We start from the raw sequence: 25,490 nt of genomic DNA on the forward strand, positions 1-25,490 counted from the left end.
GCGCAATTTGCCGTGATCTTCGGCGAACGTTTCATCAGAGCCATGGCGGCCTGATGATCAACCGCCCGGCCGCACACGGAAATCCTGACAGTCCCCTATCGTTGCGCGCCCCATTCCGCCCGCCACCAGCCTATCACCGGCCAGGGCGAAGCCCCCGGCATCTCCACCACCCGCCGCAACCCCGCATGGGCATGGACGAAACCGCCCGGCACCAAAATCATCAGATGCAGTTGCAACGGCCCCGGCCGCACCAGCGCCAGGTCGCCCGGCGCGCCCTGATCCACCCGGACCAGCCCCGCGTTGCCCAGCCAGCGCTCCGCCAGCCCGACATCCCCGCTCCGCAACCCATAAGCGACCGGCCCAATCCCACTCTGTCCCGCCCGCCCCAGCGCCACGACCGCCAGCCCGACACAATCCACGCCCGCTTCGCTCCGCCCATGCAGCCGGAACGGCACCCCCACCATCGCCCGCGCCGCCGCGACGATCCGTGTCGCCCCGCTCATGCGCCGGGATAGCGCGTCAACAGGTCCATCCCAGGCAGATAGGGCTCACCACGAAAATTGACCGCATTGCCAAAGCGCTCCGCACAGGTCGCCAACTGCCGGTCGCACCCCTGCGTCAGCAGCGCCAGCGTCCCAGGCTCTACGCCAAAGACAGGCGGATCGGTCAGCGTCACACCATCCGCATCATTGTCCACAACCCCCTGCGTCAGCCCCGCATTGGCCCCGCCCAGCCAGCGCAGCGTGCCAAACGCATAGTCCCCCGGCACCAGCCCGCCGATCGCCACCACCGCATCCACCACGCTCGTCACCCTCACTACCCGCCGCCGCCCGGCCATATCGACTCGGCACGCCCGGTCGCCCAGCCGCGCGCGGCAATCGGGCGCGGTCGATGGCACCACCGCCGCGCCCAGCACCGCCGCCGCCCCGACCAGCTCGGCGGTAAAGGCCGCCCCTTTACGCGCCACCGCGCCCATCTCGCCCGATGCCAGCAACAGCCACAGTTCGCCCGGCGCCTCCCATTGCGTCAGCCGCAATTCCAGCGCCGCCCCGTCCCAGCGCCCCGCCATCAGGTCCGCCTCGCTGATCGCCTCGCTCGTCAGCGCCCCGCCGACATCGCTATCCTCGCCGTCCAGCCCGATGCCGCTGCGGATCGCCGAAGGCGTCATCCCCGGCGCGGCGCGATACAGCAGCCCGCCGATCATCAGGTCGCGATCATGGCTGGTCAGCCCGATCGTCACCCCGTCGCGCCGTTCGATCCGCCAGCAAAAGGCCAAAGTGCAAAGCGGCTGGCCCAACATCTCCCCCACGCTCATTCGCGTATCTCCACCAACGGCACCGACGGCGCTTCCCCGGCTGCAAAGGTCGCGCGGTTGATGTCGATCCGGTCCTCGGCAAAGCGCACTGGCACGTCGAAGCGAAACCCGGCGGTCAGCAGCACGCCGTCTGCCGGAGCCTCGTCGAACGCGATCACCCCCAACCCGGCATGGCGCCATCCGCTGCTCATCTCGCCCCCATCAGCCGCCACCCGGATCGTCCCCGCCACCGGCCGCGTGATGATCCGCCCCTGCGCCTCGGCGCCCACGCCATAATGGCGCATCAACTGGAAGCTGGTCCGCACCCCGTCACCCATACCCAGCCTTTGATCCAGCGGCCCCGGCACACTCCCCGGTGCCCCGCTGCGATCATCATAGGGATCGGCAAAGCGGAACCCCCGCGCCGCCCCCCGCCGCGCGCGAAAGAAAGCGATCAGCGTGGCGATATCCGCCTCGCTCCGCACCCCCGGCCCCGCGTCGAACGACAGCCGCGCATCCGCCCAATCGCTGCTACGCCGCTCATGCCCGGACGGGCTTTCCACGATCTGCGTCGAAAAGGCCGGCGACACACTCGCCTCCCGCCCTATCCCCAAAGGAAAGACCACATCGTCAAAGGCTTGCATCGCATCCTCCCCATCCCGCCTGAAAAGCGTAAGGCCATCGCGGCACACCTGCGGCAGCGCCCAGAGGAAAGTCGCCGCCGTCCCCCGCGCCACCGACGCTTGCGCCGCCGCCACGATCTCCCGCCACTGCGCCGCTTGGCTCCCCAACAGCACGAAGCCCGACAGATAATGCTGCTGCGCCACCGGATAGCCGAGCCGCGTCGTCGCCAGTGCCACCCCCTGCGCCGTCCGCGCGGGCCGCCCTTCCGTCACCCAGTCATAATCTTCCAGTTGCAGCACATCGAACGCGGGCGCTGCCCAGCCCAGCGGCATGTTCGCCCGCTTGGCCTCCGGTGCCTGCGGGTCGAGGATCGTTGGCAGATAGGCCAGCAAATGCGTCACCGCCCCCGGCACCGCTGCCTTCACCGCCGCGCACAAAGCCGCCGTCGACGCCGCCAGCAGCGCGCCTGCCTGATCCAGCAGCGCACATTGCGCCGCATCCAATTCCCCCCGCACATCGGGGATCGCTACCGGACTGCCGCCAAAGGCCGCCCGCGCGGCGTCGTCATACAGGCATATGCGGCCATCGGCGGGCATCACCCACCACCATGGCTCACCAACCTGAAACCGGATCGGCAGTTCCGCCGCCAACCCTATGGAAACAAAGGCTAGTGCCACCGCCTGCAAATAGCCCATCGCCCCGCCATGCGCGGGCGACAGCAATGTCGATGGCGGCACCCACCCGGTCAGCGCCGGATCGCCATTGCCCGCCCGCTGCTTCCAGTCGTTCCAGCAATGCGCGTCGAACAATTCATAGGATAGCGACCAGATGACATCGAAACCCAGCCGCCTGGCCTGCGCCGCAAAGTCCCGGTGCCACGCCGCGCAGGGCGCATTCAGCGCGCCCCCGGTCAGGCTGACATATAGCCCGTCGCCCACGCGTTCGAGCCGGAAATAATGGCTCATCCCGACATAATGGTTGATCGCCCCGCGATAGCCCAGCGCATGGATCGCCTCGACCACCCGCTGCGGCGTCTGGTTGAAACAATCATCATAGCCCGTCGCGATTCCCAGCCCATGCTCCGGCAGCATGACATCGCCCACGACAAGCACCGATCCCGCCCCGTCGCACCGCATCTCGGTCAGCTCGGCCCAGCCCTCCTGCGCGACGGCAAAGGGCGTCGCGCCCGCATCATAAGCGGGCGGCACCAGCGAGATGAACATCCGGTCAATGTCGCCTGCCCAAACCGGATCGCTTTCGTCAGGCAACAGATAGCCGCCCTCCAGTCCCGCAAAATCCAGCAGTATCTCCGCATCTTCCGGCCCGCCGCTCGCATAATTCCACAAGCGCACATACCAGGCCCGCGCCACCCCGCTTGCATCCCGCCCCTCGATCGTCAGCGTCGGCCCATGCGTCTCGTCCAGCTTGCGCACACCCCCGCTGCGCCACCGAAACCGCAACACACAGTCGCGAAAATCCCGTGCCGTCTCATAGGCAAGCAACGGATGGCTCCACCCATCCACCGCGTCCCAGATCAGCCCCGCCAGATCGCCCGACCCATAAAAGACCGCATCCACCCGCAGGGAATCCGGGCCGGTCGTGACCACGCTCGCCATCATCGGGCGCGGGAAATTGACGGTCCAGTGCGTCGGCGCAAACCGCTTGAGGAAGCGCGTCTCCTGCCCCCGCCGCGCGTCCGCCAGCCAATAATCAAGCCCCGCCATCAGCCCAGCGCCCCCTTCACCGCCCGCGCCACCTGCCGCGCGCTCCGCGCCAGCAAGCGCGGCTCGCTCTCCTGGCCGCGCCCATTGACCGCAATGCTCACCCGCACGTCACGCGCGCCGCCGCCGCCCGCGACCACCTGGCCACTGCTCGTCGGCACGAACATCTCCGGCCCGCGCTCGCCCACCATATAGGCCCGCCCCGGCGCCACCGGCCCGCCCGTCGCCCGCCCCGGCAGCCCCAGCGCCGCCGTCAGCAGCGACGCGCCCAGACTCACCAGCCCGCCGCCGCTGCTACCGCCGCCGCCGACCGCCCCGCGCACCGCGCCCGCCGCAATCTCGTCCAGCATCGACAGCGCGATCCGCCGCAAATCCTCGAACCCGAACTTGCCGGTCCTTACCGCCCGCATCAGCCCCTGCTCGATCCGCCGCCCGGCCCGCTCGGCCCCCTCGCCCAACGGCCCCTCCAGCCCCGCCCGCATCGCCTCGACATCGCGGCTCAACCCCTGCGTATCCGCCCGAACCCGCACCACCAGCGTCTCGATTTCCTCGTCCACGGCGCGCCTCCCGATAAAAAATACCTTCTCCCCGGCGGGGAGAAGGATACGAAGCCTTGCCAGCGTGCTGGCTAGGCGCAGTTGGAAGAGGGGGCTCCACGCCCAACCCATAGAACCACGTCATTCCCGCGAAGGCGGGAACCCATCTCCCACCTCATCACCACGAACAGAGGCGGCGAATAAATTCCCTCCTCCCCGCAAATGACCATCAAACCTATGGCAGCGAAGAGGCCCTCAATCCGGCATCACCCCCATCAACCGCGCCAGCTCACCCCCATCAACCCCAGCCTCGACCGCATCCTCCCCCAACGCCGCGCCCAACACCGCCGCCAGTTCCGCCGGCGTCGCGCGCCAAAACTCCTCCGGCCGCCAGCCAAGCAGCCACCCGGCCACCCCCGCCAGCCGCCGCGCCCCTTCGGCAAAGCCCGTCATTTTCCCGCCAATATCTGCTGCAAAATCGCCTTCAGCACTGGCGTCACCTTCGCCAGCCCCACCGCGACGATCGCCTCGCCCAGCGTCTCCCGGTCGATCCGCTCGCGATCGACCAGGCAATGCCAGAACAAGGCCGCCATATCGCCCAGCGACAATTTCCCGTCCGCCGCGCGCTCGACCAGATCGAACAACGGCCCCAGCTCGGCCTCCGCCGCCACCAGCGCCCCGAAACTTGGCCGCAACGCCAGCACGTCGCCACCAATCTCCAGCGCCGCCTCGCCCCGCTCCGCGTTCGCGCCGCCGCTCATTCCGACACCACAGCGCCGGAGCTTTCCAGGCTCAGCGCATAATTGCGCTCGCCATTATAATCCCCGGCATAGTCCAGCCGCGTCACCAGAAAGCGCCCGCGCATCCGCTCGCCGCTCTCGAAACTCAGCTCATAATCCTCGATCGTGCCCGACAGCGCATGGTTGCGAATCCGCACCTCCGCCGCCGATCCCGTGAACAGCCCGGCCGCCGACACGCTGACCGATCGCACCCCCGCCCCCGACAGCAATTCGCGCCAGCCGCCGGAATCCTTGGAGGTAATATTCACCGCCTCGCCATTTACGGTCAATTGCGTAGTCCGCATGCCTGCCACGGTCGCATATGTTGCGGGGATGTTGCCATCACCCACCTTCAACAGAAACGCACTTCCCTTTTCGACGCCCATGGCGCATCCTTTCATCAGTCAAAGCGTGCAAAACGCAGGTTCAGGAGAGTCCCGATGTTTCTGATTATGTCGCTGGTCACGATGCTCGCCGCAGCCCCTTCGGCCGACGCCGTGGGCCTGGGCCGCAAGGCCTTTTCGCAATGCCTGTCCGCCCAGATAAAGCCCGGCCTCGACAAGCAATTGCCAGTCGGCGAGTTTCAGTCGCAGATGAAAAAGACCTGCGCCGACAAGGAAGCCACCTTCCGCGCCGCGATCCTCGCCGCCGACAAGGCCGACGGCATGTCGGAAAAAGCCGCCCAGGCCGACGCCGACGATCAGGTCGCCGAATATGTCGACAAGATCACCGCCGAATATGAAGACTATAGCCGCCCAAGCTAACGGTCCACCACGCCACCCCGTTCGGGCTGAGCCTGTCGAAGCCCTGTCCTTCCCTTCAAAAAGGACGGCCCCCTTCGACAAGCTCAGGGCGAACGGACACGGTGGCGCACCTCTCTCCCCAGCGGGGAGAGATACGAAGGCTCGGCAGCTTGCTGCCTAGCCGCAGTTGAGAGGGGGCACGACGCCAGCCACAAGCGACGCCTAGCCCCCCTCCCAGACCGCCCTTAGCCGATAGTCGATCACCGCCTGCCACCCGCTCGGCGGCCGCCCGCCACTGCGCATCACCCGCGATCGCACCAGCCGCGCGGTGACGATCCGCCATCCCGAATAGGCCTGCACCGCACCGATCGCCGGGTCGATCCGCCCGATCAACCCCGCCAGCCGACCCGGCGTCTCGCCCGCATCCTGCAGGCCGATGGTCAGCCGCACTTCGCGCCCCTCGACCTGCTTGCCGCCCCATTCGGTGCCGATACATTCGCCGACATGGCCATAGGGCGCACTCGCCCGCACCGGCTCGCCATCATAAAGCGCGTTCAGCCCCGCCATCAGCGCGCCATCCGCCCGCAACGCCGCGATCACCGCGCTACGCACCGCCAGTTCCGCGCTCATGACCCCGTCCTCCCCGCCCCGCGCAGCGCGAGGTCGCGCCACCAGCGCGCCCGCAAACCTCGCGCCGTCACCCGCACAACCTCGCCGTCGATCGCCACATCAATCCCCGCCTCTGCCAGCGCCGCCGCAATCGCCGCCCGCCTGCGCGCCGCCCGCGCCTCGACCCGCCGCATCAACGCCGCCCTCATGCCAGCCGCATCCGCCGGAACGGCCGCCACAGCGCGCTCACCACCGCGGGCGGCGCACCGCCCTCATTCCCGCGCGCCATGAAATGCTCCGCCGCCAGCCGGACAATCCCCTGCCGCAACGCTTCTGGCAGGCCGTTCATCTCCGCCGCCATCCCCGCGCGATAGCGCACCGCCAGCCGTCGCCGCTCGTCCGCCCGCGTCGATCGCACCCATCCGTCGCCCGCCGCATCGATGTCGATCGCATAGGCATCGACCGGCAGCGGCTGCGCCACGCCCTCGCTATCCACCGCCTCGACCGTCTCGATCGTCATGACCGGCCCCGCGCCCAGCCGCTGCCAGCCCTGACTCGCCGCCACCGTCTCGCGCGCACTCCGCACGATCAGCCACTGGCCGACAAATTGCTCGCACAGCGCCGCCGCGCTGCGCAGCAACCCGGCCAGCACCGCATCCTCGCCGTCCGTCTCGATCCGCAAATAGGCCTTGAGTTCATCCAGCGACGCCGCCAGCGCCCCGCTCTCCTCCTGCGCCAGCATCAGCGTTCCTCCACCCTGACCGTCACTGACCGCTCATCGACCTGCCCATCCGACAAGGTGACGCGGTTGGTCAGCCGATAGAGCTGCCCCACCGCCCCGCCGCTCACCCGCACGCTGGTCCGCCCCGGCTCGAACGCCGCATCCTCCACCGTCAGGCCGTCCGCCGGATGGACGCTCCACACACTCGCAATCACGCTCTGTCCCGCCAGATAGGCGGACCAGTCGATCGCATGGTCGATCCGCGCCTGCGGATCTTTGGCAATCAGGCTCATCGGATCATCCTCCCCCGTAACGCTTCCGGCCGATCAGGCGCAGGCCGCACCGCGACCCGCATCCCCTGCCCCGGCCGCACCCCGCCGCGCCACGCGCCACCCCAGGGCGCATCTCCGCCGCGCAAGTCGCCGATCGCGGCGGCACCCAGCGCCTCACCCTGCAACATCCTGCACCTCCAGCAGCGCCAGCCGCGCCTCGATCCGCTCGATCCGCCGCCGCTGCCACGCCGCCTCCAGCGCCAGACACTCGTCATAGCGCAGCCCCCAGCGATCGCCCTCGTCCCACACATCATGGCACAGCAGCCCCAGCCGCACCGCCGCGCCATCGCCCAACAGCGCGTCGATCGCGTCGCGCACCTGCTGCGCCACCAGCCCGATATGCCAGCGCGCGCCCGCGCCCTTCTCCGCCACCGCATCGGCAAAGCGAAACTGCCGCCACGCGACCGCCCCCCAGGCATCGAGCAGATCGTCGCCGACCGCCGCCACATCGCCTTTCACCCGCGCGTCGGACGTGTTGATCGCCCCGCTCGCGGCATAGACCACCGACCAGCGCGCCGCCGCGCTCCCCAGCGCAAAGCCATTATCATTGGACGGCGCGACCGATCCAAACGCGGTCAGCGCCTGATGCTCCAGCCGCAACGCCTCCTGCATCGCCGCCGACCCGTTGCGCCCGACATGGAAACTCATCCGCGACGCCAAATTGGTCGGCCCCGGCGCAGCGGCCGTCAGCGTCGTACGGATGCGCGACAATTCCGTGAATGTCCCGCCCAGCAAACCCCAGGCATTATAATCGCCGATCACATCGTTCGGCCCCACATCGGTCCGTGCGCCGAATGTTCCATTGGCGCGGTAGAGCCGGTTATTGGCCAGGCCACCGAAGGCCAGAACGCGAAAGCTCGCCTGCCCCCCGTCCATGAACACGGACATCGCCTGGGTCAGCACCGATACCTTGCCGATCCCCGGTTCCCACGGATAATCCTCGCTGGTCAACGCATTGATATGCAGTTCCGCCCCGCGCATCCGCTGCACGCCACTCATGCCCAACGCGCCCACATGCCCGCGCACCGCCGCGCCGTCCGCCTGCCCCAGCAGTGCCCGCCCGAACGCCGTCCCGCTCACCGCCGCAATGGCGTCCAATTCCCCGCTCGCCGCCTGCCGCCCCGCCAGCGCATCGCCAAGGCCCGCGATCTCCGCGATCCCATGGCCATGGAGGTTCACCGCCTCCAACCAGGCCGCATGGATGGTCAGCGCCACGGACTTCTCGCCCACCGCAAAATCCACCGCCGCCCCGCCCGCCGAAGACGCCACCGGCGTCCGCACCAACCGCCCGTCGCCATCCAGCGTCCCGGTCCCCGCTTCCCATTGCGCAGGATCGACCAGGCTCATGATCACATAAGGAAAGGCCACCCCCTCCCCCACCGCCGCATCAAAACTCCGAAACCCCGCCATCGCGCCCCCCAGCAGCAACGGCCCCGTCCCCCCATCATGGCAAACCTCCCGCACCAGATCGGCCAGCCCCAGATCAACGATCCCCATCCCACCCCCCAGAAAAAGACCAAAAAAACCTTCTCCCCAGCGGGGAGAAGGATACGCAGCCTCAGCGGCGCAGCCGCCTAGGCGAAGTTGGATGAGGGGGCTCGACCTATGGCCCCCAGCAAAATCCTCCCCTGCAAGGTTCAACAGAGGCACGTGACTCTGTTGAAGGGGACCGGCGAAGCCGGTGGAGGGGTGTCACCCTCACGATAGGGTGACACCCCTCCGTCTGGCTGCGCCAGCCACCTCCCCTGCCAGGGGAGGATGAACTGCCGCCCCAAAAAGCCCCTCCCCTTCAGGGGAGGGGTTGGGGTGGGGGCGTGCCCCACCTCCCGTCTTAGGAAGCCGCAAACCGCATCAGCTTGATCGCCTCGCTATTCGCCACACCCCCGCCGATCCGCTTGACCGCATAGAAATGCACGAACGGCTTGTTGCTGAACGGATCGCGCAGGATGCTCGTCTCATTGCGCTCGGCCACGACATAGCCCGCCTGGAAATTGCCAAAGGCGATCGACAGGCTGTTGGCGGCGATGTCGGGCATATCCTCCGCCTCGACCACCGGATAACCCAGCAACGTCGCGGGCTGCCCCGCACTCAACCCCGGCTGCCAGATGAACGCCCCGTCGCTCGTCTTCATCTTGCGGATCACCGCCAGCGTCGCCGAGTTCATCACGAAACACGCCCCCTGCCGATAGGGCGCGCGCAAACTCTGCACCAGGTCGATCAGCCGATCCTGCGGGCTGGATGCGGCAAAAGCCCCCGCCGCCCCCGACGCCACATATTGCAGCGACCCGAACGCACGCACCGCGTCCGCCTCGTTCGTGGTCGTATAGGTCAGAAACCCCTTGGGCTTGTTCGTCCCATTGCCGGTGACGAAGGCCGCCCCTTCCGCCACCGCAAATTCCCGCGCAATCTCGCTCGCTAACCAGCCCTCGACATCGAACTGCGCATCGTCCAGCATCGCCTGGCTTGCCGCCGGATTGGCGAATAATTCACCCGACGGCGGCACGATCTCGTTGAAGACCGGCGTCCCCGTCTCGGCCCGCGCCCCCGTTTCGCTCGCCCAGCCCGATACGATGCCGCCCGCGCTCACCAGCTTGCGATAGCCCGCCGTCCCCGTCCGCACGACATTGGCGATGGCGCGGATCGGCGACAACGACTTGAGCGTCGTCCCAATCAACTGATCAATCTCGCGCGGCACCGCATAGCCCCCCGCCGCACCAGTAGCGCCGGAAAAGCTCTTCAGCTCCACCCCCGCTTCCAGCCCCCGCCGGACATAGCGATCGACAAAAGCACTGCGCGCCGGATCGACAGCCCCGCCCTTCACCCCATCCAACGCCGGCCGCTGCATCGCCACCCGCAAAGCCCCCAAATCCGCCTCCAAAGCCGCAATCCGCTCCCCCTGCACCACCGCATCAAAGCTGCTCTCCAAAGCATCCGTCATGTCATTCTCCCGCTAGAAAACACAAAAAAGGGCGGCCCCGGATGGGACCGCCCTGAAAAAACAAACCTTCTCCCCGGCGGGGAGAAGGATACAAAGCCTTGCCAGCTTGCTGGTTAGGCGAAGTTGGAAGAGGGGGAACCGCGCTTGCCTACCGCACCCCGACAGCCCATAACAGCGCATGCCCCTCACCCTCGCCACCGACGGCGCGCATCACATCCCCGCCGCCCTCGACGCCCAGACTCTCACCACCCTCGAAACTGCGCTCGCATCGCTCCCCGCCGACCGCCCCGGCCAGCGCCTGACGCACCTCACCGCCATCGCCCCGCTGCTCGCCCCCACCGGCATCATCGGCCGCCTCGCCGCCGCCTCTCTCGGCCCCGCCGCAAAACCCGTCCGCGCCATCCTGTTCGACAAGAGCGCTGCCACCAACTGGGCGCTGGGCTGGCATCAGGACCGCACCATCGCGGTGCGTCAGCGGATCGACACGCCGGGCTTTGGTCCCTGGACGATCAAGGCGGGCATCCAGCATGTCGCCCCGCCGCAATCGCTGCTCGACCGGATGCTCACCCTGCGCATCCATCTCGATCCCGTCGATGCCGACAATGCCCCGCTGCTCATCGCCCCCGGATCGCACCGCCATGGCCGCATCGCCGAAGCCGCCATCGCCGCCCATGTCGAACGGCACGGCAGCTATGCCTGCCTCGCGGATCGCGGCGACATCTGGCTCTACGCCACCCCGATCCTCCACGCCTCCGACGCCGCCCGCACTCCCCGCCATCGCCGCGTCCTGCAACTCGACTATAGCGCCGACGACCTACCCGGCGCGCTGGAATGGCTGGGGATATGACACCCTCAAACCTTCTCCCCAGCGGGGAGAAGGATACGAAGCCTTACCGGCGCAGCCGGTTAGGCGCAGTTGGATGAGGGGGATCGACGTTTCAGCCCCCCTCCACCCTAATCACCCGCGCCCCATCCTGCATCGGATGGCTCACCAAACTCACCTCCACCAGATCCAGCGCCAGCAACTCGCGCGGCCCCAAACCTGCTCCACCGCCCCGCGCCGCCTTCACCCGATATCCAAACGACAGCCCGTCAATCGCGCGCGCCCGCAGCGCCGCCGCCGCCTCGCGCCCCGCCGCCGTGCGCACCGACACCCGCCCGATCACGCGCAGCCCGCGCGCATCCTCCGCCAGCCGCTCGACCGTCCCGATCACGCAGCCCGGCCCATGCTGCCACAACAACGGCACGCCAGCAGCCACCGCGCCGCCAAACGCGCCTGCCCGCACGACATCGCCGCCCCGGTCCACCCGATCGAAAATCGCCGCATAGCCCGCAAAGCGCACGTCCTGCATTCCATGATCTCCGTTCGCCCTGAGCCTGTCGAAGGGCTCGCCTGAACGAAGTGAAGGCACTTCGCTGCGCTCAGTGGAAGGCTTCGACAGGCTCAGCCCGAACGGGCGAGAGGTGTCTGCTCCTCCCATCACGCTCGCACCAACCCCAACAACCCCATCTTCACCGCCATCCCCAGCAACAGAAGCGCCAGCCCGATCCGCACCGCCCAGCCGATCACCGCCCCGCGCGCCGCCTTTTTCGCGTCGCGCCAGGCGCGCAGCAGCTCGCGCAATTCGCGCACATCGCCCTCGGCCCGCCGATCGGCCAGCCCCAGCCGCTCCAGCGCCCGCCCCGCGCCCAGCTCGTTCGCCTCCTCCACCAGCGCGCGGATCATCACCATGTCCACCGCCCCCGGCACCCCCTGCGCCTGCGCCACCAACCGCGCCAGCATCTCGCCATCCTGTTTCATGGCCTCACTCCCTGTTCCGTTCGGGCTGAGCCTGTCGAAGCCCTGCACTTTGTCTTTGCACGATGCTATGGTGCCCTATGCGCCGCCTGTTCATCCTGCCTGTCCTCATCATCGCAGCGGTCGCCGCATGGCTCTGGCGCTCGGATTCACTCGCCATCGACACCTGCCTCGACAGCGGTGGCCGCTGGGCCGCATCGACACCAACCTGCGAACGCTAAGTTTCAAAAATCTCCGCGTCTCCGCGTGAATCATTACAACCCTAACAAAGCCTTCTTCTCCTCCCCCGTCAGAAAATCCGCCGCCACCACCCGGTCCCACAGCGCCGCGCGCTCATCGCTCAGCGCCGCCACGCCATCCAGGTCCGCCTCGATCCGCAGCCCCGGCCACCATCCGGCCAGCCCCTGCCCCAACCCCGCGCCGATCTTCGCGACCAGCGGCAAAATCGTCTGCCGCCACAGCGCCTTGTTCGCCTCGCGATAATTGGCGTAACTATTGTCGCCGGGCAGCCCCATCAGCATCGGCGGCACGCCGAAGGCCAGCGCGATCTCCCGCGCCGCCGCGGCCTTCAGCCCCACAAAATCCATCTCGGCGGGCGTCAGGCTCATCGCCTGCCAGCGCAAGCCCCCCTCCAGCAGCATCGGCCGCCCGGCATTGGCCGCACCCGCAAAGGCGACCTCCATCTCGCGCTTGACCCGCTCAAACTGGTCAGGCGACAGCACTGATCCGTCGCCCGGCTCATAGACCATCGCCCCACTCGGCCGCGCCGCATTGTCGAGCAGCGCCTTGTTCCAGACGCTCGCCGCATTGTGGATCGCCACCGGCCCCGCCGCCGCGCCGACGCAACCCAGACCATAATGATCGTCGAGCGGATGCAGCGCCTTCAAGTGCAGCAGGTTCGTCCGCCCCGCGCCATCTTCGCTCGACAGCCGCGTCACGCTTTCCCCGACCCGATAGAGATAGGCCGCAGGCCACCCCCGCGCATCCGCCTCCACCGACACCCGTTCGGGCCGCAGCGCGAACAGCTCGGCGGGCATCCCGTCCGCCCCGGTCATCAGCTGGACATAGGCATTGCCATGCAGCAGCAGATGGCAGGCCAACGTCTCCACCAACCCCTGCCCCGCCGACGCCCGGCCCACCAGCGCCATCACCCGCGCCCCATCCTCAACCCCGCCAACCTTCAGCGCACACGCCCCCGCCCCCTCGGACACCAGCCGCATCGCCCGCTGCGCCACCGCATTGCCCATCACGCCGCTGCGCACCTGCACCTCATAGCTCGCAGGCCACTCCCCCAAAGCCACCGCCCCGGTCCCCCAGGCACGCGCCAACACCGGCCGCGCATCGCCCTGCACGGCTTTCGTCCCGAACCATTTCATGCGCCATTCTCCAGAACGCAAAAACCCTCTCCCCAGCGGGGAGAGGGCTAGTGAAGGTTGGCGGCCTCGCCGCCTACCGAAACTGGGAGAGGGGGCTCAACGCCCCCATCATCTGAAACCCAAAAATCCTCCCCTGTAAGGTTCAACAGAGGCATGTGACTCTGTTGAAGGGGACCGGCGAAGCCGGTGGAGGGGTGTCGCCCTATCGAGACGGCAACACCCCTCCCTCAGGGCTACGCCCTGCCACCTCCCCTGCGAGGGGAGGAGCGCATCAGCCGCACCACCCTCACCTATTCCGCGCCAACACCCGGTCACAGGTCGAATTCGTCCCCTCGCTCTTGCCGATCACCCGCCCGGCGAGCGCACCCGCGCCCGCGCCCAGCAGCGTCTCGCCAACCCCGCCGCCCGCGATCAGCCCGACGCCGGCACCACCGGCCGCGCCGATCACCGTGCCCTTGTCGCGGCCCTTCTTGCCCTGCAACAGGCAATAGCGCACATCGTCGCGATCGCGCGGCGCAGCCCGCGCCACCCGCGCCCGCTCCTTGCTGCTCAGCGACGCCGCCAGCACCGGGGACGCCACCAATGTCACGCCCACCAGGGCACCCAAAATCTTGACCGTCTTCATGCGCGTCACTCCGTAAATCCTTGATATGATGCAACCGAAACGATCGGATGCCACGCCAAGTTCCGCGCCTCACAACCCCCGCACCTGCGCCACGCCCTGCCGCCCCAACATCAACTCGCTCAGCGCCCACACCAGCGCATCGGCCCGATCCGGCGATCGCCCCGGCCCCTCATAGCCGCCGCCCAGCACCAACCCGCACATCTGGTCCTCCAGCTCCGGGAAAGCCCCGCGATGCGCGACCCGCCCGGCTTCATACAAAGCCGCCACCGGCTCGGCCCGCGCCACCTTGCCCCGGCTCGCATGGACCAGCCGCACCGGCAGCGTCTGCGCCGCCGCGCGCAGCACGCTGTCCACCATCGCGCCGCCATTATTCGCCTCGGCCACCACCTTGTCCGCGCCATGCACCAGCGCCGCCGCCGCGACCGCCCGCGCCCAGACTTCGGGCGAACAGCCCTCGACACTCGCATCCGCGATCACATAGCCGCGCCCGTCGCGGCCCAGCCCCACCACCACGATCCCGCACGCATCGCCATGCGCGGACGCGGGCGGATCGACCGCCACCACCACCCGCGTCAGCAGCGCCGCGTCGCCCGCGCCGCCCGGCACATGCGCCACCCGGCACCGCTCGATCAGGTCGCGACTCCACAAAGCCCCCGCCACCTCCTCGATCAATTCGCCGTCCAGTTCCTGCCGCCCCAGCCGCGTGCCGCCATAGCTGCGCGTCATCGCCGCGATGAAGCCATCGGCCAGGTTCGCTTTATTCTCCACCGTCCGCCCGCGCGTCACGACGACATCGCCATCCGCCACCAACCGCCGCACCAGCGCCACCGGCCGCGGCGTCGTCGTCGCCATCACCCGCGGCGCACTGCCCAGCCGCATCGTCATCATGAAATTATCCCAGGCGCTTTCCGCAAAAGGCCATTTGGCGATCTCGTCGGCCCAGCCATGGCTGAATTGCGGCCCACGCAAACTCTCCGGCTCCGCCGCCCCGAACAGGGTCGCCACCGCGCCATTGGGCCACATCAGCTTGCGCAGCGCCGGCGCAAAGACCGGGCGACACCACCAGGGCGCAATCGCCAGCAGCCCCGACGCCCCTTCCACCATCACCCGCCGCGCCTCGCCCAGCGTCGCGCCGACCAGCGCGATCCGCGCGCCGGGATCAGCCTCGGCAATCCCGCGCACCCATTCCGCCCCGGCCCGCGTCTTGCCAAAGCCGCGCCCGGCCATCATCAGCCAGATGCGCCAGTCGCCCGGCGGCGCCACCTGCCCCGGCCGCGCCACCGCGCCCCAGTCATGCGCCAGCGCCTCGCTCGCCACCGGCCCCAGCGACCGCAACAGCCGGTCGCGCTCGCCCGGCCGCTCGGCCAGCCATTCGATATGCGAACTCTGCATCGCCCTCCCCTCGTCGGGACGGCGACACCGCCCCTATTTGCGCGGCGCCATGCCCCCGAACGTCACGATGCTCGCCGCGCCATCCTTGCCGATCGCCGCCACGCCGATGAAATGATCGTCGACCACCACATCGCGCAGCACCGTCTCGGTCGCGCCGGTCACGACCCGGCTGTCCGCCCAATCCTGCGCATCGGCCCGCCGCCAAAACACCTTGTAAGCCGCCGCCCCCGGCACCGCGTCCCAAAACACCCGCGTATCCATCGACAGCGCGCCATCGAGCGACACGACCGCAGGCGCAGCCGGCGCGCTCGCCAGCGTCCGCAACGCCGCGACATTGAGCGCCGTCACCTTCGCCAGATAGGGAAAGTCCATCCCCTTGACGGTATCGCCATAGTCCCGGCCCTGCTCGACGCGCAGATCCTGATGCTGCCGGTCATAATTCTCGATCCCCACCGAAAAGCGCACCGCCGGATAGCCCGCCTCCAGCAATGGCGTATGATCGCCACCCCGCCCGAAACGATCGGGCCGCCGCACCGCGAACACGTCCAGCCCGATCTGCGGATTGGCCTCGGCAATGTCGTCGATCGCCTTGGCCAGCGCCCGCGACGGCCCGTCATCCTCGCCGCCGATCCCGCGCCGCGTCATCCCCGCCTTGGCGTCCTCGGCCGACCGTATCCCTTCGGAAAACACCCGCACCCGGTCAGCGACGATCCGGCCATTCTGCCCGGTCGTGTTGCCGACAATATCGTTGTTCAGCATCGCCCGCACCTGCCAGCCGCGCGCCTTGGCGATGTGGGCCAGCAGCTTGCCGCCCAGCAAGCCCTGCTCCTCGCCCGACAACAAGGCGTAAACGATCGTCCCGTCAAACTTTTCGCCCGCCAGCACCCGCGCCGCTTCCATCACCAGCGCGCTGCCCGACCCATTATCATTCGCGCCCGGCGCATCGCTGGTGAAATCCATCACATCGCTGACCCGGCTGTCGATATGCGCGGCGATAATCACCACCTGGTTCGGATCACCCGTCCCGGTCTGGATCGCCAGCACATCCACCACATCCGCGCCATCGGGCACCCGCGGCCCGGTAAAGCGCTCCGACACACTCTCGACCTTCAAACACCCACCACAGGTTTTGGATATGCGCGCAAACTCCGCCGCCGCCCAACCCCGCGCCGCCCCAATCCCCCGCTTGGGGTCCGTTGCCGACGACAAAGTATGCCGCGTCCCGAAACTCACCAGTTTCTCAACGGTAGCCTTGAGCCGCGCCGGATCAGGCGCCTGGGTCTGGGCGAGTACAGGAGTGGAAAGCGCCGAAGCAGCAACGAGCAAAGACAGGATTTTCATGAAAGCCACCCTATCGCCTGCTACACGCCTGTAAAGCCATCCTACCCTTTCCCCTAAAGCCCTCTCCCGCTTGCGGGAGAGGGTTGGGTGAGGGTCTTCTTCTCCCTCTTCTGCAAAAGCGCCATACGAATGGCCTCACTCACGCCATCCAAATTGTCCACCACGTCGCTGTTCCAAAACCGCATGACGCTCAACCCGCGCCCTTCGAGAAATTCGGTCCGCCCCCGATCAGCCTCTTCGCTATGCTGACCACCATCGAGTTCGATGACCAGCGCCGCTTCAACGCACAGAAAATCCACGACAAACGGCCCAACGGTCGCCTGTCGGCGAAATTTAAAGCCTTCAAGTTGACGGTTGCGCAAGGCGGCCCAGATCGCGCGCTCGACATCGGTCATGTCGCGGCGAAGGCGGCTCGCATGCGGGCTTATCTGGCGACGAACCGGATGCATCGTTCACCGCCATACAGTAAGAAAGACCCTCACCCAACCCTCTCCCGCAGGCGGGAGAGGGCTAAAACGTGGTCAGACCCTCGAAATAAAGCCCCGCTAACCCCCTTCCCCTTGAAGCCCTCTCCCGCTTTTCGCGGGAGAGGGTTGGGTGAGGGTCTTCCTTTCTTCTTTCTTCTGAAAGCACCCCCGGACAACTACCTAACGACCGCCCCGCCGCCCCGGCCCATAATCGCGTCAACCATCCCCATCAGGAGACGACGCATGAGCGAACATGGCCAGGATCTGCACAGCCTCTTCCCGCAAGCCACCGACCGGCTGCACGACCTCAAGCTCAACGACGCGCATTTCCGCACGCTGGCGGATCGCTATCACGCCTTGCTCGGCGAAATCACGCCGATCGAGGATGGCACCGCCCCCGCCTCGGACGAACGGCTGGAGGAATTGAAGAAACAGCGCCTCGCCCTGCTCGACCAGATCGGCGCGCTGATCGCCGCCGAACCCGCCTGACACAACCCGGCAGGCACGCCCCTCACGTCCCCGTCGCCGCCCGCTTGCGCGCAATCTCGTCCATCGCGCGGCGCAGGCGCGCCACCGCGTCGGGGCTGTCGGGCCGCCCAGCCCCCGCCGCCGCGCGATAGGCCGCTACCTTGTCGCGATGCCGGATCAGCAATTGCAGCGCCAGTTTCAGGTCGCGCCCGCGCTTGACCTTGCGGCTCTTCACCGCCCCCTCGCCGTCCAGCACGATCTCCTCGCTTTCGCTGCCGAACAGCACTTCGCGCATCAGCATCGCCTCGATCTCGGCATAGCCGATGTCGATCGCCCGGTCCCAGTCGGCGGCAAAGCGCGCATCGCGCTGTCGCCGTTCATAGGCGCCCGCGCGCCGCACACCCGCCACCCGCGCCGCCTCGCTGACGTTGCAGGTGGTGGACAGCACCTCCAGAAACTCCACCTCCTGCGCCCTGGTCCAACTATCCTTGCGCGGCCTGCGCTGTTGCGCGCGCGTGCCGTCCGCCACCGCCTGCCGCCCCGGCCGCAGTTCCACCCCCGCACCGTCCGCCATCCCAGCCCCCGCAACGCAAAAAGGGCCGACCCGCCCGGATCAGCCCTTGGTTCGCCGCGTCATCCGCGACTCACATTTTTCCACTATGTCGATATGTGCCAGAACAGCGTGACGATGTCAAGCATAATGTTCCAGATAGGTTATTTCTCTAGCATCGCCTGGATCGTCGGCGCTTCCAGTGCCATCGCCGCCGCCACACTCGGCCGCGCCTTCACCCGGTCCAGCCACGCCGCCACCTTGGGCCAGCGCGCCGCATCCAGCGCGTCGGACACATAGCCGATATTGATCAACGGACAGCCCGCCGCCAGGTCCGCCAGCGTGAAACGATCCTCCACCAGCCAACCACTTTCCGGCAACACCCCCTCCAGATAATCATAGAGGCCCGGCAACTCCTCGGCCTCCGCCTTGTCCGCCGCTGCCAGGTCCGGCTCGCGCTTCACCAACTTCGCCACCGCCCGGTTGAAGAACATCTTGCCACCCACCGGCTGCACCACCGTATCGCCAAATTCCTCATACCATATCGTCCGCGCCCGCGCCTTGGGTTCGGCCGGAATCATTTCCGTGCCGGGGCGCAACGCATCCATATAGGTTATGATCGCGGTCGAATCGCACAGCAGAAAGTCGCCATCCTCCAGCGCCGGTATCTTGCCGAACGGCGACCCCTTCAGATACCCCTCGCCACCGCGCCCGAACCCGGCCGCCTGCACCTCGACCGCAATGCCCTTCTCGGCGGCAAAGGCGATCACCTTGCGCACGAAGGGCGACGGCCGCGACCCGTGGATAATCATGTAAACGGCTCCTTTGGTTCGACTCACTGCGCCGAACCATGACAGATCAGTAGCAAATCGCAACCATCATGCCGCTTGGCCAACGTCCGCCACGAACGGCGCGATCACCGCCATCACCCGCGCCACCGTCTCCGCCTTCTCGCCCACCGGCGCGACATAGTCGATCACGCTGCGCGCCGCCTCGACCCCCGCGCCGCGCGCGATCGCCCAGGCCGCCAGATAATGCGCCGCCATACACCCGCCCGCGCTCGCCACATTGCCCCGCGCCACGAACGGCGCCTCCAGCACGCGCAGCCCCGCCGCGATCGCCATCGGCTGGCTCGTCCGGTCGGTGCAGACCGGCATGTCACCGACCAGCCCCAGTGCGCCTAAAATCAAAGCGCCCGAACATTGCGACCCGATCAACTGCCGCGCGGGGTCCAGCCTTATGCGCGCCATCAACGCAGCATCATTGGCCACCTCCAACCGCCGCGCCCCGCTGCCCACCAGCACCACATCCGCCTGCGCCGCCCATTCCAGCGGCTGCTGCGTCCGTACCTCAACCCCGTTCAACGACGTGACCGTGGCATCCGGCGCACACATCTCCGCCCGCCACCCCTTCACCCGGTTCAACAACGCCAGCGCCACGAAACTGTCCAGCTCATTGAACCCGTCAAACGTCAAAACCGCAACCCGCATCAGATCCTCCTGTCGATCCGATGCCCCTACCCCATCGCCAACCACCCCGCCCGATCCGATCCCCAGACATTGGCCCGCAAAACCTTCTCCCCCACGGGGAGAAGGATACGAAGCCTTATCCCGGCGAAGTCCGGGATTAGGCGAAGTTGGAAGAGGGGGCTCAACGCTGGAGCATCACCACAACCCCGTTCGGGCTGAGCCTGTCGAAGCCTTTTCCTTTGCCGGTTTTGATCCAACCAAACATAAAGGAAAGATTATCATACGCTTGCCAACATCATAAATGTCGACCTCATCAACCTATACCCGGTCATATATACGCAGTACATAGAAGCTGATATGAAGCATAAGTTGGAGAAAAATCTTGAAGTTTGCGGCCATTACACTCGCACTGCCGCTCATTCTTGCAGCGTGTAACGATGATCGCGTCACTGGTCACGATGCCCTTTTGCAGCAAGTCAGTGGAGCAAGGATCGGTAACGGCGCAGACTATTGGATTGAGATGAAGAATATATCCGGAGAGTGGGAACGAACGGGGCTGATCTTCGGCTATACTGACGATTATGGAGAATGCATGAACGCCATAGCGGGGCTGAAAAGCGTTAATTACGCGCGAGAGTATCGGTGTACGCAGGCAAATTAGGCCGAGTTTGCAAAGTACATAATCGCCGCGCAAAATGCTTCGATACTTGAACAGGTGAACATGCCCCCGGCATGTTCAGGACCATCCGGGGGATGGTCCGACCTGTTCAACTTCGACTTCGCTCAGCCCCTACTCAGCACGAACGGTTTTACAAAAAACGAGGCGTCACCCACGCCAAATGCCGTTCCCCGGCGCAGGCCGGGGTCCAGTTCAGGCCGTGGGACTGGACCCCGGCCTCCGCCGGGGAACGCCCATCCGCCCCACTCATATTTTCATCGACATTGAGCGCGCGTTTCAACGCCTTTGCGCCCATAGTCATAGCAAATCACGACCATCTCGCCGACCATCGGCTTGCCGTTGATGCGTGGCGGACGGATCAAAAATTGCCAAGCCGCCAACCGCAATGCCCGCCCAAAGCCCGATCCCCTTGGTGATTCGCCCAAAACCTGGCAATTTTCCACATGGTAATGATCAATCGTTTTACACGCGATCAGAGCCCAGCCCTCTGAGGGTATATTGTTGGGTAGATAAGGTGCAATTTCGGAAATGGTGGGCTCTCGATACCATTCGGCGTTGAACAATTGCACCCCACCCGGCCCCTCGCCCGGCCCGGCCACCGCCGAACTGTCGCCCTGTCCCGCCGCCGCGCCCTGCGCCGCCTTGGGCATATTGCCGATATCCGCCGCCGCCATCTGGTCGCGGCTCATCGTCAGGAAGGGGAAGGGCGGCGGCGGTTCCTCGATCGGCTGCTCCGTCGGCCGGGGCGGGCGCACCACCGCCTCGGCCTGTTTGGGCGGGCTGGCCTCGTCCTGCTCGCGCTTCTCCGCCTTTGGCGCGCGCTTTTGTTCCTCCTCAGTCTTGGTCCCCGTCTCGACATCGAACGTCACCGGCAGCCGGTCCTCGACCTTCTTCGGCTCGAACGAGGGCGACAGGGTGAACAGCGCCAGCAGCAAGATGCCGTTCAGCACCAATGCGAACGCCATGCCGCCCGCACGCTGCCGCAGCTTGGCCCAGGGAATGGAAGAAAATGTCAAACGTGCGAACCGAACAGGACAGGGGAAAAGGGGTCTTGCCCAGACGGTGCCGCCCCGTCAACGCCGTCGCACCAATTCGCGACGGGCGGTGCCTTATCGTACATAGGGTCGGCGCTTGGCTGGCCGGCGCACAACGGCACACCCCCTCTTCCCGTTCGCCCTGAGCCTGTCGAAGCCTGTCCTGAGCGCCTGCCTTGGCAGGCAGTCGAAGGGGGCTCCACTGAGCCGAAGGCGAAGTGCCTTCACTGCGTTCAGGCGAGGGCTTCGACAAGCTCAGCCCGAACGGACGCGGTGTTTGCCACTCCCCTCCAAAGCGTACAACCTCCCCCCACCCCAAAACCCCGCCACCACTGTCCGCCTCGCTGACCGTTTCACCCCGCCAAAATCGCTGGCGACCCGCTCCGATCTCGGCTAGGTCGCCGCCCATGCTCAACAGGCTCTATCAATGGACGCTGGCCAAGGCCGCCCATGCCCATGCCGAACGCTGGCTGTTCGTCATTTCCTTCCTGGAATCGAGCTTCTTCCCCATTCCGCCGCATCCGCTGCTCGGCCTCATGTGCCTGGCCCGCCCCGAACGGGCGATCCGCTTCGGCCTCATCTGCACCATCGCCTCGGTGCTGGGCGGGATGCTGGGCTATGCGATCGGCTTCTTCCTCTACGAGACGGTCGGACAGCAATTGCTGAACGCGCTCGGCCTCGCCGACAAATTCCCCGTCGCCGCCTGCTATCTGCGCGAATATGGCGCGGAGATCATCCTGATCAAAGGCGCGACCCCGATCCCGTTCAAGCTGATCACCATCACCGCTGGTTTCATCGGCCTGCCGCTCTTCACCTTCCTGTGGGCCAGCGTCGTCAGCCGCGCCTTCCAGTTCATGTTGGTCGGCTTCCTGTTCTGGAAATTCGGACGGCCCATCAAAGCCTTCATCGAAAAATATCTCGCCTGGCTTTCCGCCCTGTTCCTGGTGCTGATCGTCGGCGGCTTCATCGCTGCATCCATGCTGAGCGGCGGCGGCGACAAGAGCGACATCTGCAGCCAGGCCACCATGGCGACCATCGGCTGACCGCCCCCATGCGCGCCCTGCTCGACCGCCACCCCCGCCTCGCCGCGCTGCTGGCAGGCCTCGCCTCGGCGATCGGCTTTGCGCCGCTGTCGCTCTGGCCAGTCACGCTGCTCGCCCTCGCGCTGCTGATTCACCTGACCCAAAGTGCCCCAGACCGTCGCGCCGCCTTCACCTATGGCTGGCTATTCGGCGTCGGCCAGTTCACCTTGGCCCTCCACTGGATCGCCCACGCCTTCACCTTTCAGGACGCCATGCCCCACTGGCTCGGCTATGGCGGCGTCCTCCTCCTCTCCCTCTACCTCGCCCTCTTCCCCGCGCTCGCAACGTTAGGGGCGTGGTGGCTGCAAAGAAAACTCCCCTCCCTTCAAAGGGAGGGGTCGGGGGTGGGTGCCGCGCCCAGCGCGGCCAGCGACCTCACCTTCCCCCTCCTCCTCGCCGCGCTCTGGATCGCCACCGAATATCTGCGCGCCACTCTCTTCACCGGCTTCGCCTGGAACCCGATCGGCATCATCCTGCTGCCCAGCGGCGCGGCCATCGCCGCCACCCTCGTCGGCACCTACGGCCTCGGCGCCCTCGTCATCCTCGCCAGCGCCGCACTCCTCCTGATCGCCCGCCGACAGGTCGCGGCCCCCGCCGCCCTCCTCGCCCCACTCCTCCTCGCCGCCCTGTGGGGCTGGCTCTCGCCCGCGCCCGCCACCCCGCCCGGCGCGCCGCGCATCCGCGTCGTCCAGCCCAATATCGGCCAGGACGAAAAATATTCGGTCGAGCGCGAATTCGCCAATTTCCGCAAGCTGACCGCCCTCACCGGCCAGCCGCGCCCCGCCCCGCGCCTCATCTTCTGGCCCGAAGCCGCCATCCCCGCCTATCTCGATATGGAACCCGACTGGCGCGCCCGCCTCGCCAGTCTGCTCGGCCCCGGTGACCTGCTGCTGACCGGCGCTGACAAAGTCTATTTCAAGCCGGTCGAGCAGGACGGCATCCTCGTCAACAAGCTGGCGGGTGCCAATAACAGCGTCTGGATCGTCACGCCCCAAGCCACGATCGCCGCCCGCTACAGCAAGGCGCATCTCGTCCCCTTCGGCGAATATCTGCCGCTACGCTCCGTCCTCGAACCGATCGGCCTCTCCCGCCTCGTCCCCGGCGATGCCGACTTCTGGCCCGGCCCCGGCCCGCAAAGCCTGACCCTGCCCGCCACCACCGGCCGCCCCGCCCTCAATATGGGCGTACAAATCTGCTACGAAATCGTTTTCTCAGGGCAAGTGGTCGATCGCGCCAACCGCCCCGCCTTCCTCTTCAATCCCTCCAACGACGCCTGGTTCGGTCCCTGGGGTCCGGTCCAGCATCTCGCCCAAGCCCGCCTGCGCGCGCTGGAAGAAGGCCTGCCGATCATCCGCTCGACCCCCACCGGCGTCTCGGCGATCATCGACGCCCGCGGTCGCGTCGCCCATGCGTTGGGCCTCAACCGCGCCGGTTTCCTCGACTCCGGCCTGCCCCTGCCGCTCCCGCCCACGCTCTTCGCACGGGTCGGCAACTGGGCGCCCTTTGTCCTCATGCTGGCGCTCTTTGCCCTCGCCATTGCCATTCGCCCCAGCAAAAGCTAATAGGCACATAAACTATTCTTTATATCGTTTTTCGGCCCAGCATTATACGGGAGTCCCATGCGCAACCAATTCCTCTTCACCTCGGAATCCGTGTCCGAAGGCCATCCCGACAAGGTCGCCGACCAGATTTCCGACGCCATCGTCGATCTCTTCCTGTCGAAAGACCCCGAAGCCCGCATCGCCTGCGAAACGCTGACCACGACCCAGCTCGTCGTCCTCGCCGGCGAAATCCGCTGCAAGGGCGTCTATGAAGATGGCGCATGGGCGCCGGGGGCCAAGGAAGAGATCGAAGCCGCCGTCCGCGCGACGGTCAAGCGCATCGGGTACGAGCAGGACGGCTTCCACTGGGAAACCTTCCGCTTCGAAAACAACCTCCACGGCCAGTCCGCCCACATCGCCCAGGGCGTCGATGAAAGCGGCAACAAGGACGAAGGCGCTGGCGATCAGGGCATCATGTTCGGCTATGCGTCGGACGAAACCCCCGACCTCATGCCCGCCACCCTCTATTACAGCCACAAGATCCTCGAACGCCTGGCCCATGATCGCCACAACAAGGTGGTCGACTTCTTGGAGCCCGACGCCAAGAGCCAGGTGACGCTCGAATATATCGACGAAAAGCCGGTCCGCGCCACTGCGCTGGTCGTCTCGACCCAACATGCCCAGGGCATGGACAATGACGACAGCCGCGCCAAGCTGCGCGCCTATGTCAAGGGCGTGATGACCGAAATCCTGCCCGAAGGCTGGATGCCCGACGACGCCAGCATCTATGTCAACCCGACCGGCCTGTTCGAAATCGGCGGTCCCGACGGCGACGCTGGCCTGACCGGCCGCAAGATCATCGTCGACACCTATGGCGGCGCATCGCCCCATGGCGGCGGCGCGTTTTCGGGCAAAGACCCCACCAAGGTCGATCGCTCGGCGGCCTATATCACCCGCTATCTGGCGAAGAACATCGTCGCCGCCGGCCTCGCCCGCCGCTGCACGATTCAATTGAGCTACGCCATCGGCGTCGCCGAACCGCTCTCGCTCTATGTCGACCTGCACGGCACCGGCACCGTCGAAGCCGCCGCAATTGAAGCCGTCCTGCCGACCCTCGTGCGCCTGACCCCCAAGGGCATCCGCACGCATCTCGGCCTCAACAAGCCGATCTACCAGAAGACCGCCGCCTACGGCCATTTCGGCCGCACGCCCGAAGGCGACTTCTTCCCCTGGGAAAAGACCGACCTGGTCGACGCCCTGAAAGCCGCGCTCTAAGCAACCGGCCACAGGAAAAAAGGGCGCGGGGCCAAACCCCGCGCCCTTTTGCATTTCAGCTCAAAAGGCTACGCGGATTCCTATGAACGCTGTTCC

Annotated in this window: 33 protein-coding genes; 8 read left to right on the forward strand and 25 right to left on the reverse strand. The window is 66.9% G+C overall.

What is annotated here, in order from left to right; all coding sequences use genetic code 11:
• Positions 1-95 precede the first annotated feature (95 nt).
• The 7 genes from J2W40_RS11505 to J2W40_RS11535 all read right to left on the reverse strand — a co-directional run bounded on the left by J2W40_RS11505 (position 96) and on the right by J2W40_RS11535 (position 5,340).
• Positions 96-503 (reverse strand): NlpC/P60 family protein, encoded by a 408-nt coding sequence (locus J2W40_RS11505; RefSeq protein ID WP_310224849.1) that lies wholly within the window; start codon positions 501-503, stop codon positions 96-98.
• Positions 500-1,315 (reverse strand): DUF2163 domain-containing protein, encoded by an 816-nt coding sequence (locus J2W40_RS11510; RefSeq protein WP_310224852.1) that lies wholly within the window; start codon positions 1,313-1,315, stop codon positions 500-502. Before J2W40_RS11510 ends, J2W40_RS11505 begins: the two co-directional genes overlap by 4 nt.
• A complete protein-coding gene (locus J2W40_RS11515) occupies positions 1,312-3,642 on the reverse strand; it encodes a phage distal tail protein, Rcc01695 family (protein WP_310224855.1) in 2,331 nt (776 codons plus the stop codon). Before J2W40_RS11515 ends, J2W40_RS11510 begins: the two co-directional genes overlap by 4 nt.
• Complete coding sequence (locus tag J2W40_RS11520) at positions 3,642-4,196, reverse strand: tail tape measure protein (RefSeq protein WP_310224857.1); 555 nt, start codon at positions 4,194-4,196, stop codon at positions 3,642-3,644. The genes J2W40_RS11515 and J2W40_RS11520 overlap by 1 nt, the downstream gene beginning before the upstream one ends.
• A 234-nt stretch (positions 4,197-4,430) precedes the next feature.
• On the reverse strand, positions 4,431-4,628 hold the full coding sequence (locus J2W40_RS11525; RefSeq protein WP_310224859.1) for a phage tail assembly chaperone: 198 nt from the start codon (positions 4,626-4,628) through the stop codon (positions 4,431-4,433).
• Positions 4,625-4,936 (reverse strand): gene transfer agent family protein, encoded by a 312-nt coding sequence (locus J2W40_RS11530; protein WP_310224862.1) that lies wholly within the window; start codon positions 4,934-4,936, stop codon positions 4,625-4,627. The genes J2W40_RS11525 and J2W40_RS11530 overlap by 4 nt, the downstream gene beginning before the upstream one ends.
• On the reverse strand, positions 4,933-5,340 hold the full coding sequence (locus J2W40_RS11535) for a phage tail tube protein (RefSeq protein ID WP_310224864.1): 408 nt from the start codon (positions 5,338-5,340) through the stop codon (positions 4,933-4,935). Before J2W40_RS11535 ends, J2W40_RS11530 begins: the two co-directional genes overlap by 4 nt.
• Positions 5,341-5,394: 54 nt before the next feature.
• Here J2W40_RS11535 and J2W40_RS11540 point away from each other — a divergent pair, with 54 nt between their 5' ends.
• Positions 5,395-5,718: a hypothetical protein gene (locus tag J2W40_RS11540; protein ID WP_310224866.1), complete on the forward strand. Its 324-nt coding sequence runs from the start codon at positions 5,395-5,397 to the stop codon at positions 5,716-5,718.
• A gap of 201 nt (positions 5,719-5,919) precedes the next feature.
• Here the strand turns inward: J2W40_RS11540 and gp17 are convergent, their stop codons facing one another.
• The 7 genes from gp17 to J2W40_RS11575 form a co-directional block, all read right to left on the reverse strand.
• A complete protein-coding gene (gp17, locus tag J2W40_RS11545; RefSeq protein WP_310224868.1) occupies positions 5,920-6,327 on the reverse strand; it encodes a tail completion protein gp17 in 408 nt (135 codons plus the stop codon).
• Positions 6,324-6,515, reverse strand: a complete 192-nt coding sequence (locus tag J2W40_RS11550; protein WP_310224870.1) for a hypothetical protein — start codon at positions 6,513-6,515, stop codon at positions 6,324-6,326. The genes gp17 and J2W40_RS11550 overlap by 4 nt, the downstream gene beginning before the upstream one ends.
• A complete protein-coding gene (locus tag J2W40_RS11555) occupies positions 6,512-7,048 on the reverse strand; it encodes a head-tail connector protein (RefSeq protein WP_310224871.1) in 537 nt (178 codons plus the stop codon). The genes J2W40_RS11550 and J2W40_RS11555 overlap by 4 nt, the downstream gene beginning before the upstream one ends.
• Positions 7,048-7,320 carry a phage fiber-tail adaptor protein gene (locus J2W40_RS11560; RefSeq protein WP_310224873.1) on the reverse strand — a complete coding sequence of 91 codons (273 nt, stop codon included), beginning with the start codon at positions 7,318-7,320 and terminating at the stop codon, positions 7,048-7,050. The genes J2W40_RS11555 and J2W40_RS11560 overlap by 1 nt, the downstream gene beginning before the upstream one ends.
• Positions 7,317-7,487: a hypothetical protein gene (locus J2W40_RS11565; RefSeq protein ID WP_310224875.1), complete on the reverse strand. Its 171-nt coding sequence runs from the start codon at positions 7,485-7,487 to the stop codon at positions 7,317-7,319. Before J2W40_RS11565 ends, J2W40_RS11560 begins: the two co-directional genes overlap by 4 nt.
• Positions 7,474-8,856, reverse strand: coding sequence for a tail fiber domain-containing protein (locus J2W40_RS11570; RefSeq protein ID WP_310224877.1), 1,383 nt, complete (start codon positions 8,854-8,856; stop codon positions 7,474-7,476). The genes J2W40_RS11565 and J2W40_RS11570 overlap by 14 nt, the downstream gene beginning before the upstream one ends.
• A 334-nt stretch (positions 8,857-9,190) precedes the next feature.
• Complete coding sequence (locus J2W40_RS11575) at positions 9,191-10,297, reverse strand: phage major capsid protein (protein WP_310224879.1); 1,107 nt, start codon at positions 10,295-10,297, stop codon at positions 9,191-9,193.
• Between the two features lie 178 nt (positions 10,298-10,475).
• Between J2W40_RS11575 and J2W40_RS11580 the strand changes: the two genes are divergently transcribed.
• Positions 10,476-11,144 (forward strand): phytanoyl-CoA dioxygenase family protein, encoded by a 669-nt coding sequence (locus J2W40_RS11580; protein WP_310224881.1) that lies wholly within the window; start codon positions 10,476-10,478, stop codon positions 11,142-11,144.
• A 91-nt stretch (positions 11,145-11,235) separates the two neighbouring features.
• On the opposite strand, the gene J2W40_RS11585 is transcribed toward J2W40_RS11580, so the two are convergent.
• Both J2W40_RS11585 and J2W40_RS11590 read right to left on the reverse strand, forming a co-directional pair.
• The gene (locus J2W40_RS11585; protein WP_310224883.1) at positions 11,236-11,649 is read right to left on the reverse strand and encodes an HK97 family phage prohead protease; all 414 of its coding nucleotides are present in this window, start codon (positions 11,647-11,649) and stop codon (positions 11,236-11,238) included.
• A 128-nt stretch (positions 11,650-11,777) separates the two neighbouring features.
• Positions 11,778-12,098 (reverse strand): DUF6127 family protein, encoded by a 321-nt coding sequence (locus tag J2W40_RS11590; RefSeq protein WP_310224885.1) that lies wholly within the window; start codon positions 12,096-12,098, stop codon positions 11,778-11,780.
• 77 nt (positions 12,099-12,175) lie between these two features.
• On the opposite strand from J2W40_RS11590, the gene J2W40_RS11595 reads away from it, so the two are divergent.
• The gene (locus J2W40_RS11595; protein ID WP_310224886.1) at positions 12,176-12,316 is read left to right on the forward strand and encodes a hypothetical protein; all 141 of its coding nucleotides are present in this window, start codon (positions 12,176-12,178) and stop codon (positions 12,314-12,316) included.
• Positions 12,317-12,349: 33 nt separating this feature from the next.
• Here the strand turns inward: J2W40_RS11595 and J2W40_RS11600 are convergent, their stop codons facing one another.
• The 5 genes from J2W40_RS11600 to J2W40_RS11620 form a co-directional block, all read right to left on the reverse strand.
• Positions 12,350-13,471: a phage portal protein gene (locus J2W40_RS11600; RefSeq protein WP_310224888.1), complete on the reverse strand. Its 1,122-nt coding sequence runs from the start codon at positions 13,469-13,471 to the stop codon at positions 12,350-12,352.
• 286 nt (positions 13,472-13,757) lie between these two features.
• A complete protein-coding gene (locus tag J2W40_RS11605) occupies positions 13,758-14,096 on the reverse strand; it encodes a hypothetical protein (protein WP_310224890.1) in 339 nt (112 codons plus the stop codon).
• A 69-nt stretch (positions 14,097-14,165) separates the two neighbouring features.
• Entirely contained in the window at positions 14,166-15,488 is a 1,323-nt protein-coding gene (locus tag J2W40_RS11610; protein ID WP_310224892.1) for a DNA-packaging protein, read from the reverse strand.
• Positions 15,489-15,521: 33 nt separating this feature from the next.
• The gene (locus J2W40_RS11615; protein ID WP_310224894.1) at positions 15,522-16,829 is read right to left on the reverse strand and encodes a M28 family peptidase; all 1,308 of its coding nucleotides are present in this window, start codon (positions 16,827-16,829) and stop codon (positions 15,522-15,524) included.
• 53 nt (positions 16,830-16,882) lie between these two features.
• A complete protein-coding gene (locus tag J2W40_RS11620; RefSeq protein WP_310224896.1) occupies positions 16,883-17,278 on the reverse strand; it encodes an endonuclease domain-containing protein in 396 nt (131 codons plus the stop codon).
• 261 nt (positions 17,279-17,539) lie between these two features.
• On the opposite strand from J2W40_RS11620, the gene J2W40_RS11625 reads away from it, so the two are divergent.
• Positions 17,540-17,785 (forward strand): HP1242/YdcH family protein, encoded by a 246-nt coding sequence (locus J2W40_RS11625; protein WP_310224898.1) that lies wholly within the window; start codon positions 17,540-17,542, stop codon positions 17,783-17,785.
• A gap of 22 nt (positions 17,786-17,807) precedes the next feature.
• Here the strand turns inward: J2W40_RS11625 and J2W40_RS11630 are convergent, their stop codons facing one another.
• The 3 genes from J2W40_RS11630 to J2W40_RS11640 form a co-directional block, all read right to left on the reverse strand.
• Entirely contained in the window at positions 17,808-18,338 is a 531-nt protein-coding gene (locus tag J2W40_RS11630) for a hypothetical protein (RefSeq protein WP_310224900.1), read from the reverse strand.
• A 140-nt stretch (positions 18,339-18,478) separates the two neighbouring features.
• Positions 18,479-19,126, reverse strand: coding sequence for a glutathione S-transferase family protein (locus tag J2W40_RS11635; protein WP_310224902.1), 648 nt, complete (start codon positions 19,124-19,126; stop codon positions 18,479-18,481).
• 66 nt (positions 19,127-19,192) lie between these two features.
• On the reverse strand, positions 19,193-19,804 hold the full coding sequence (locus tag J2W40_RS11640; protein WP_310224904.1) for a DJ-1/PfpI family protein: 612 nt from the start codon (positions 19,802-19,804) through the stop codon (positions 19,193-19,195).
• A 361-nt stretch (positions 19,805-20,165) separates the two neighbouring features.
• Between J2W40_RS11640 and J2W40_RS11645 the strand changes: the two genes are divergently transcribed.
• The gene (locus J2W40_RS11645) at positions 20,166-20,444 is read left to right on the forward strand and encodes a hypothetical protein (RefSeq protein ID WP_310224906.1); all 279 of its coding nucleotides are present in this window, start codon (positions 20,166-20,168) and stop codon (positions 20,442-20,444) included.
• Positions 20,445-20,716: 272 nt separating this feature from the next.
• Here the strand turns inward: J2W40_RS11645 and J2W40_RS11650 are convergent, their stop codons facing one another.
• Positions 20,717-21,478: a hypothetical protein gene (locus tag J2W40_RS11650; RefSeq protein WP_310224908.1), complete on the reverse strand. Its 762-nt coding sequence runs from the start codon at positions 21,476-21,478 to the stop codon at positions 20,717-20,719.
• A 425-nt stretch (positions 21,479-21,903) separates the two neighbouring features.
• On the opposite strand from J2W40_RS11650, the gene J2W40_RS11655 reads away from it, so the two are divergent.
• The 3 genes from J2W40_RS11655 to metK are packed head-to-tail and all read left to right on the forward strand — an operon-like array spanning position 21,904 to position 25,394.
• Positions 21,904-22,539 (forward strand): YqaA family protein, encoded by a 636-nt coding sequence (locus J2W40_RS11655; RefSeq protein WP_310224910.1) that lies wholly within the window; start codon positions 21,904-21,906, stop codon positions 22,537-22,539.
• A gap of 8 nt (positions 22,540-22,547) precedes the next feature.
• Complete coding sequence (gene lnt, locus J2W40_RS11660) at positions 22,548-24,140, forward strand: apolipoprotein N-acyltransferase (protein WP_310224912.1); 1,593 nt, start codon at positions 22,548-22,550, stop codon at positions 24,138-24,140.
• A 57-nt stretch (positions 24,141-24,197) separates the two neighbouring features.
• A complete protein-coding gene (metK, locus tag J2W40_RS11665; RefSeq protein ID WP_310224914.1) occupies positions 24,198-25,394 on the forward strand; it encodes a methionine adenosyltransferase in 1,197 nt (398 codons plus the stop codon).
• The last annotated feature ends 96 nt before the right edge of the window (positions 25,395-25,490 follow it).

Origin of the sequence: Sphingobium xenophagum (assembly GCF_031457465.1) — a bacterium.
GTDB lineage: Bacteria > Pseudomonadota > Alphaproteobacteria > Sphingomonadales > Sphingomonadaceae > Sphingobium > Sphingobium xenophagum_A.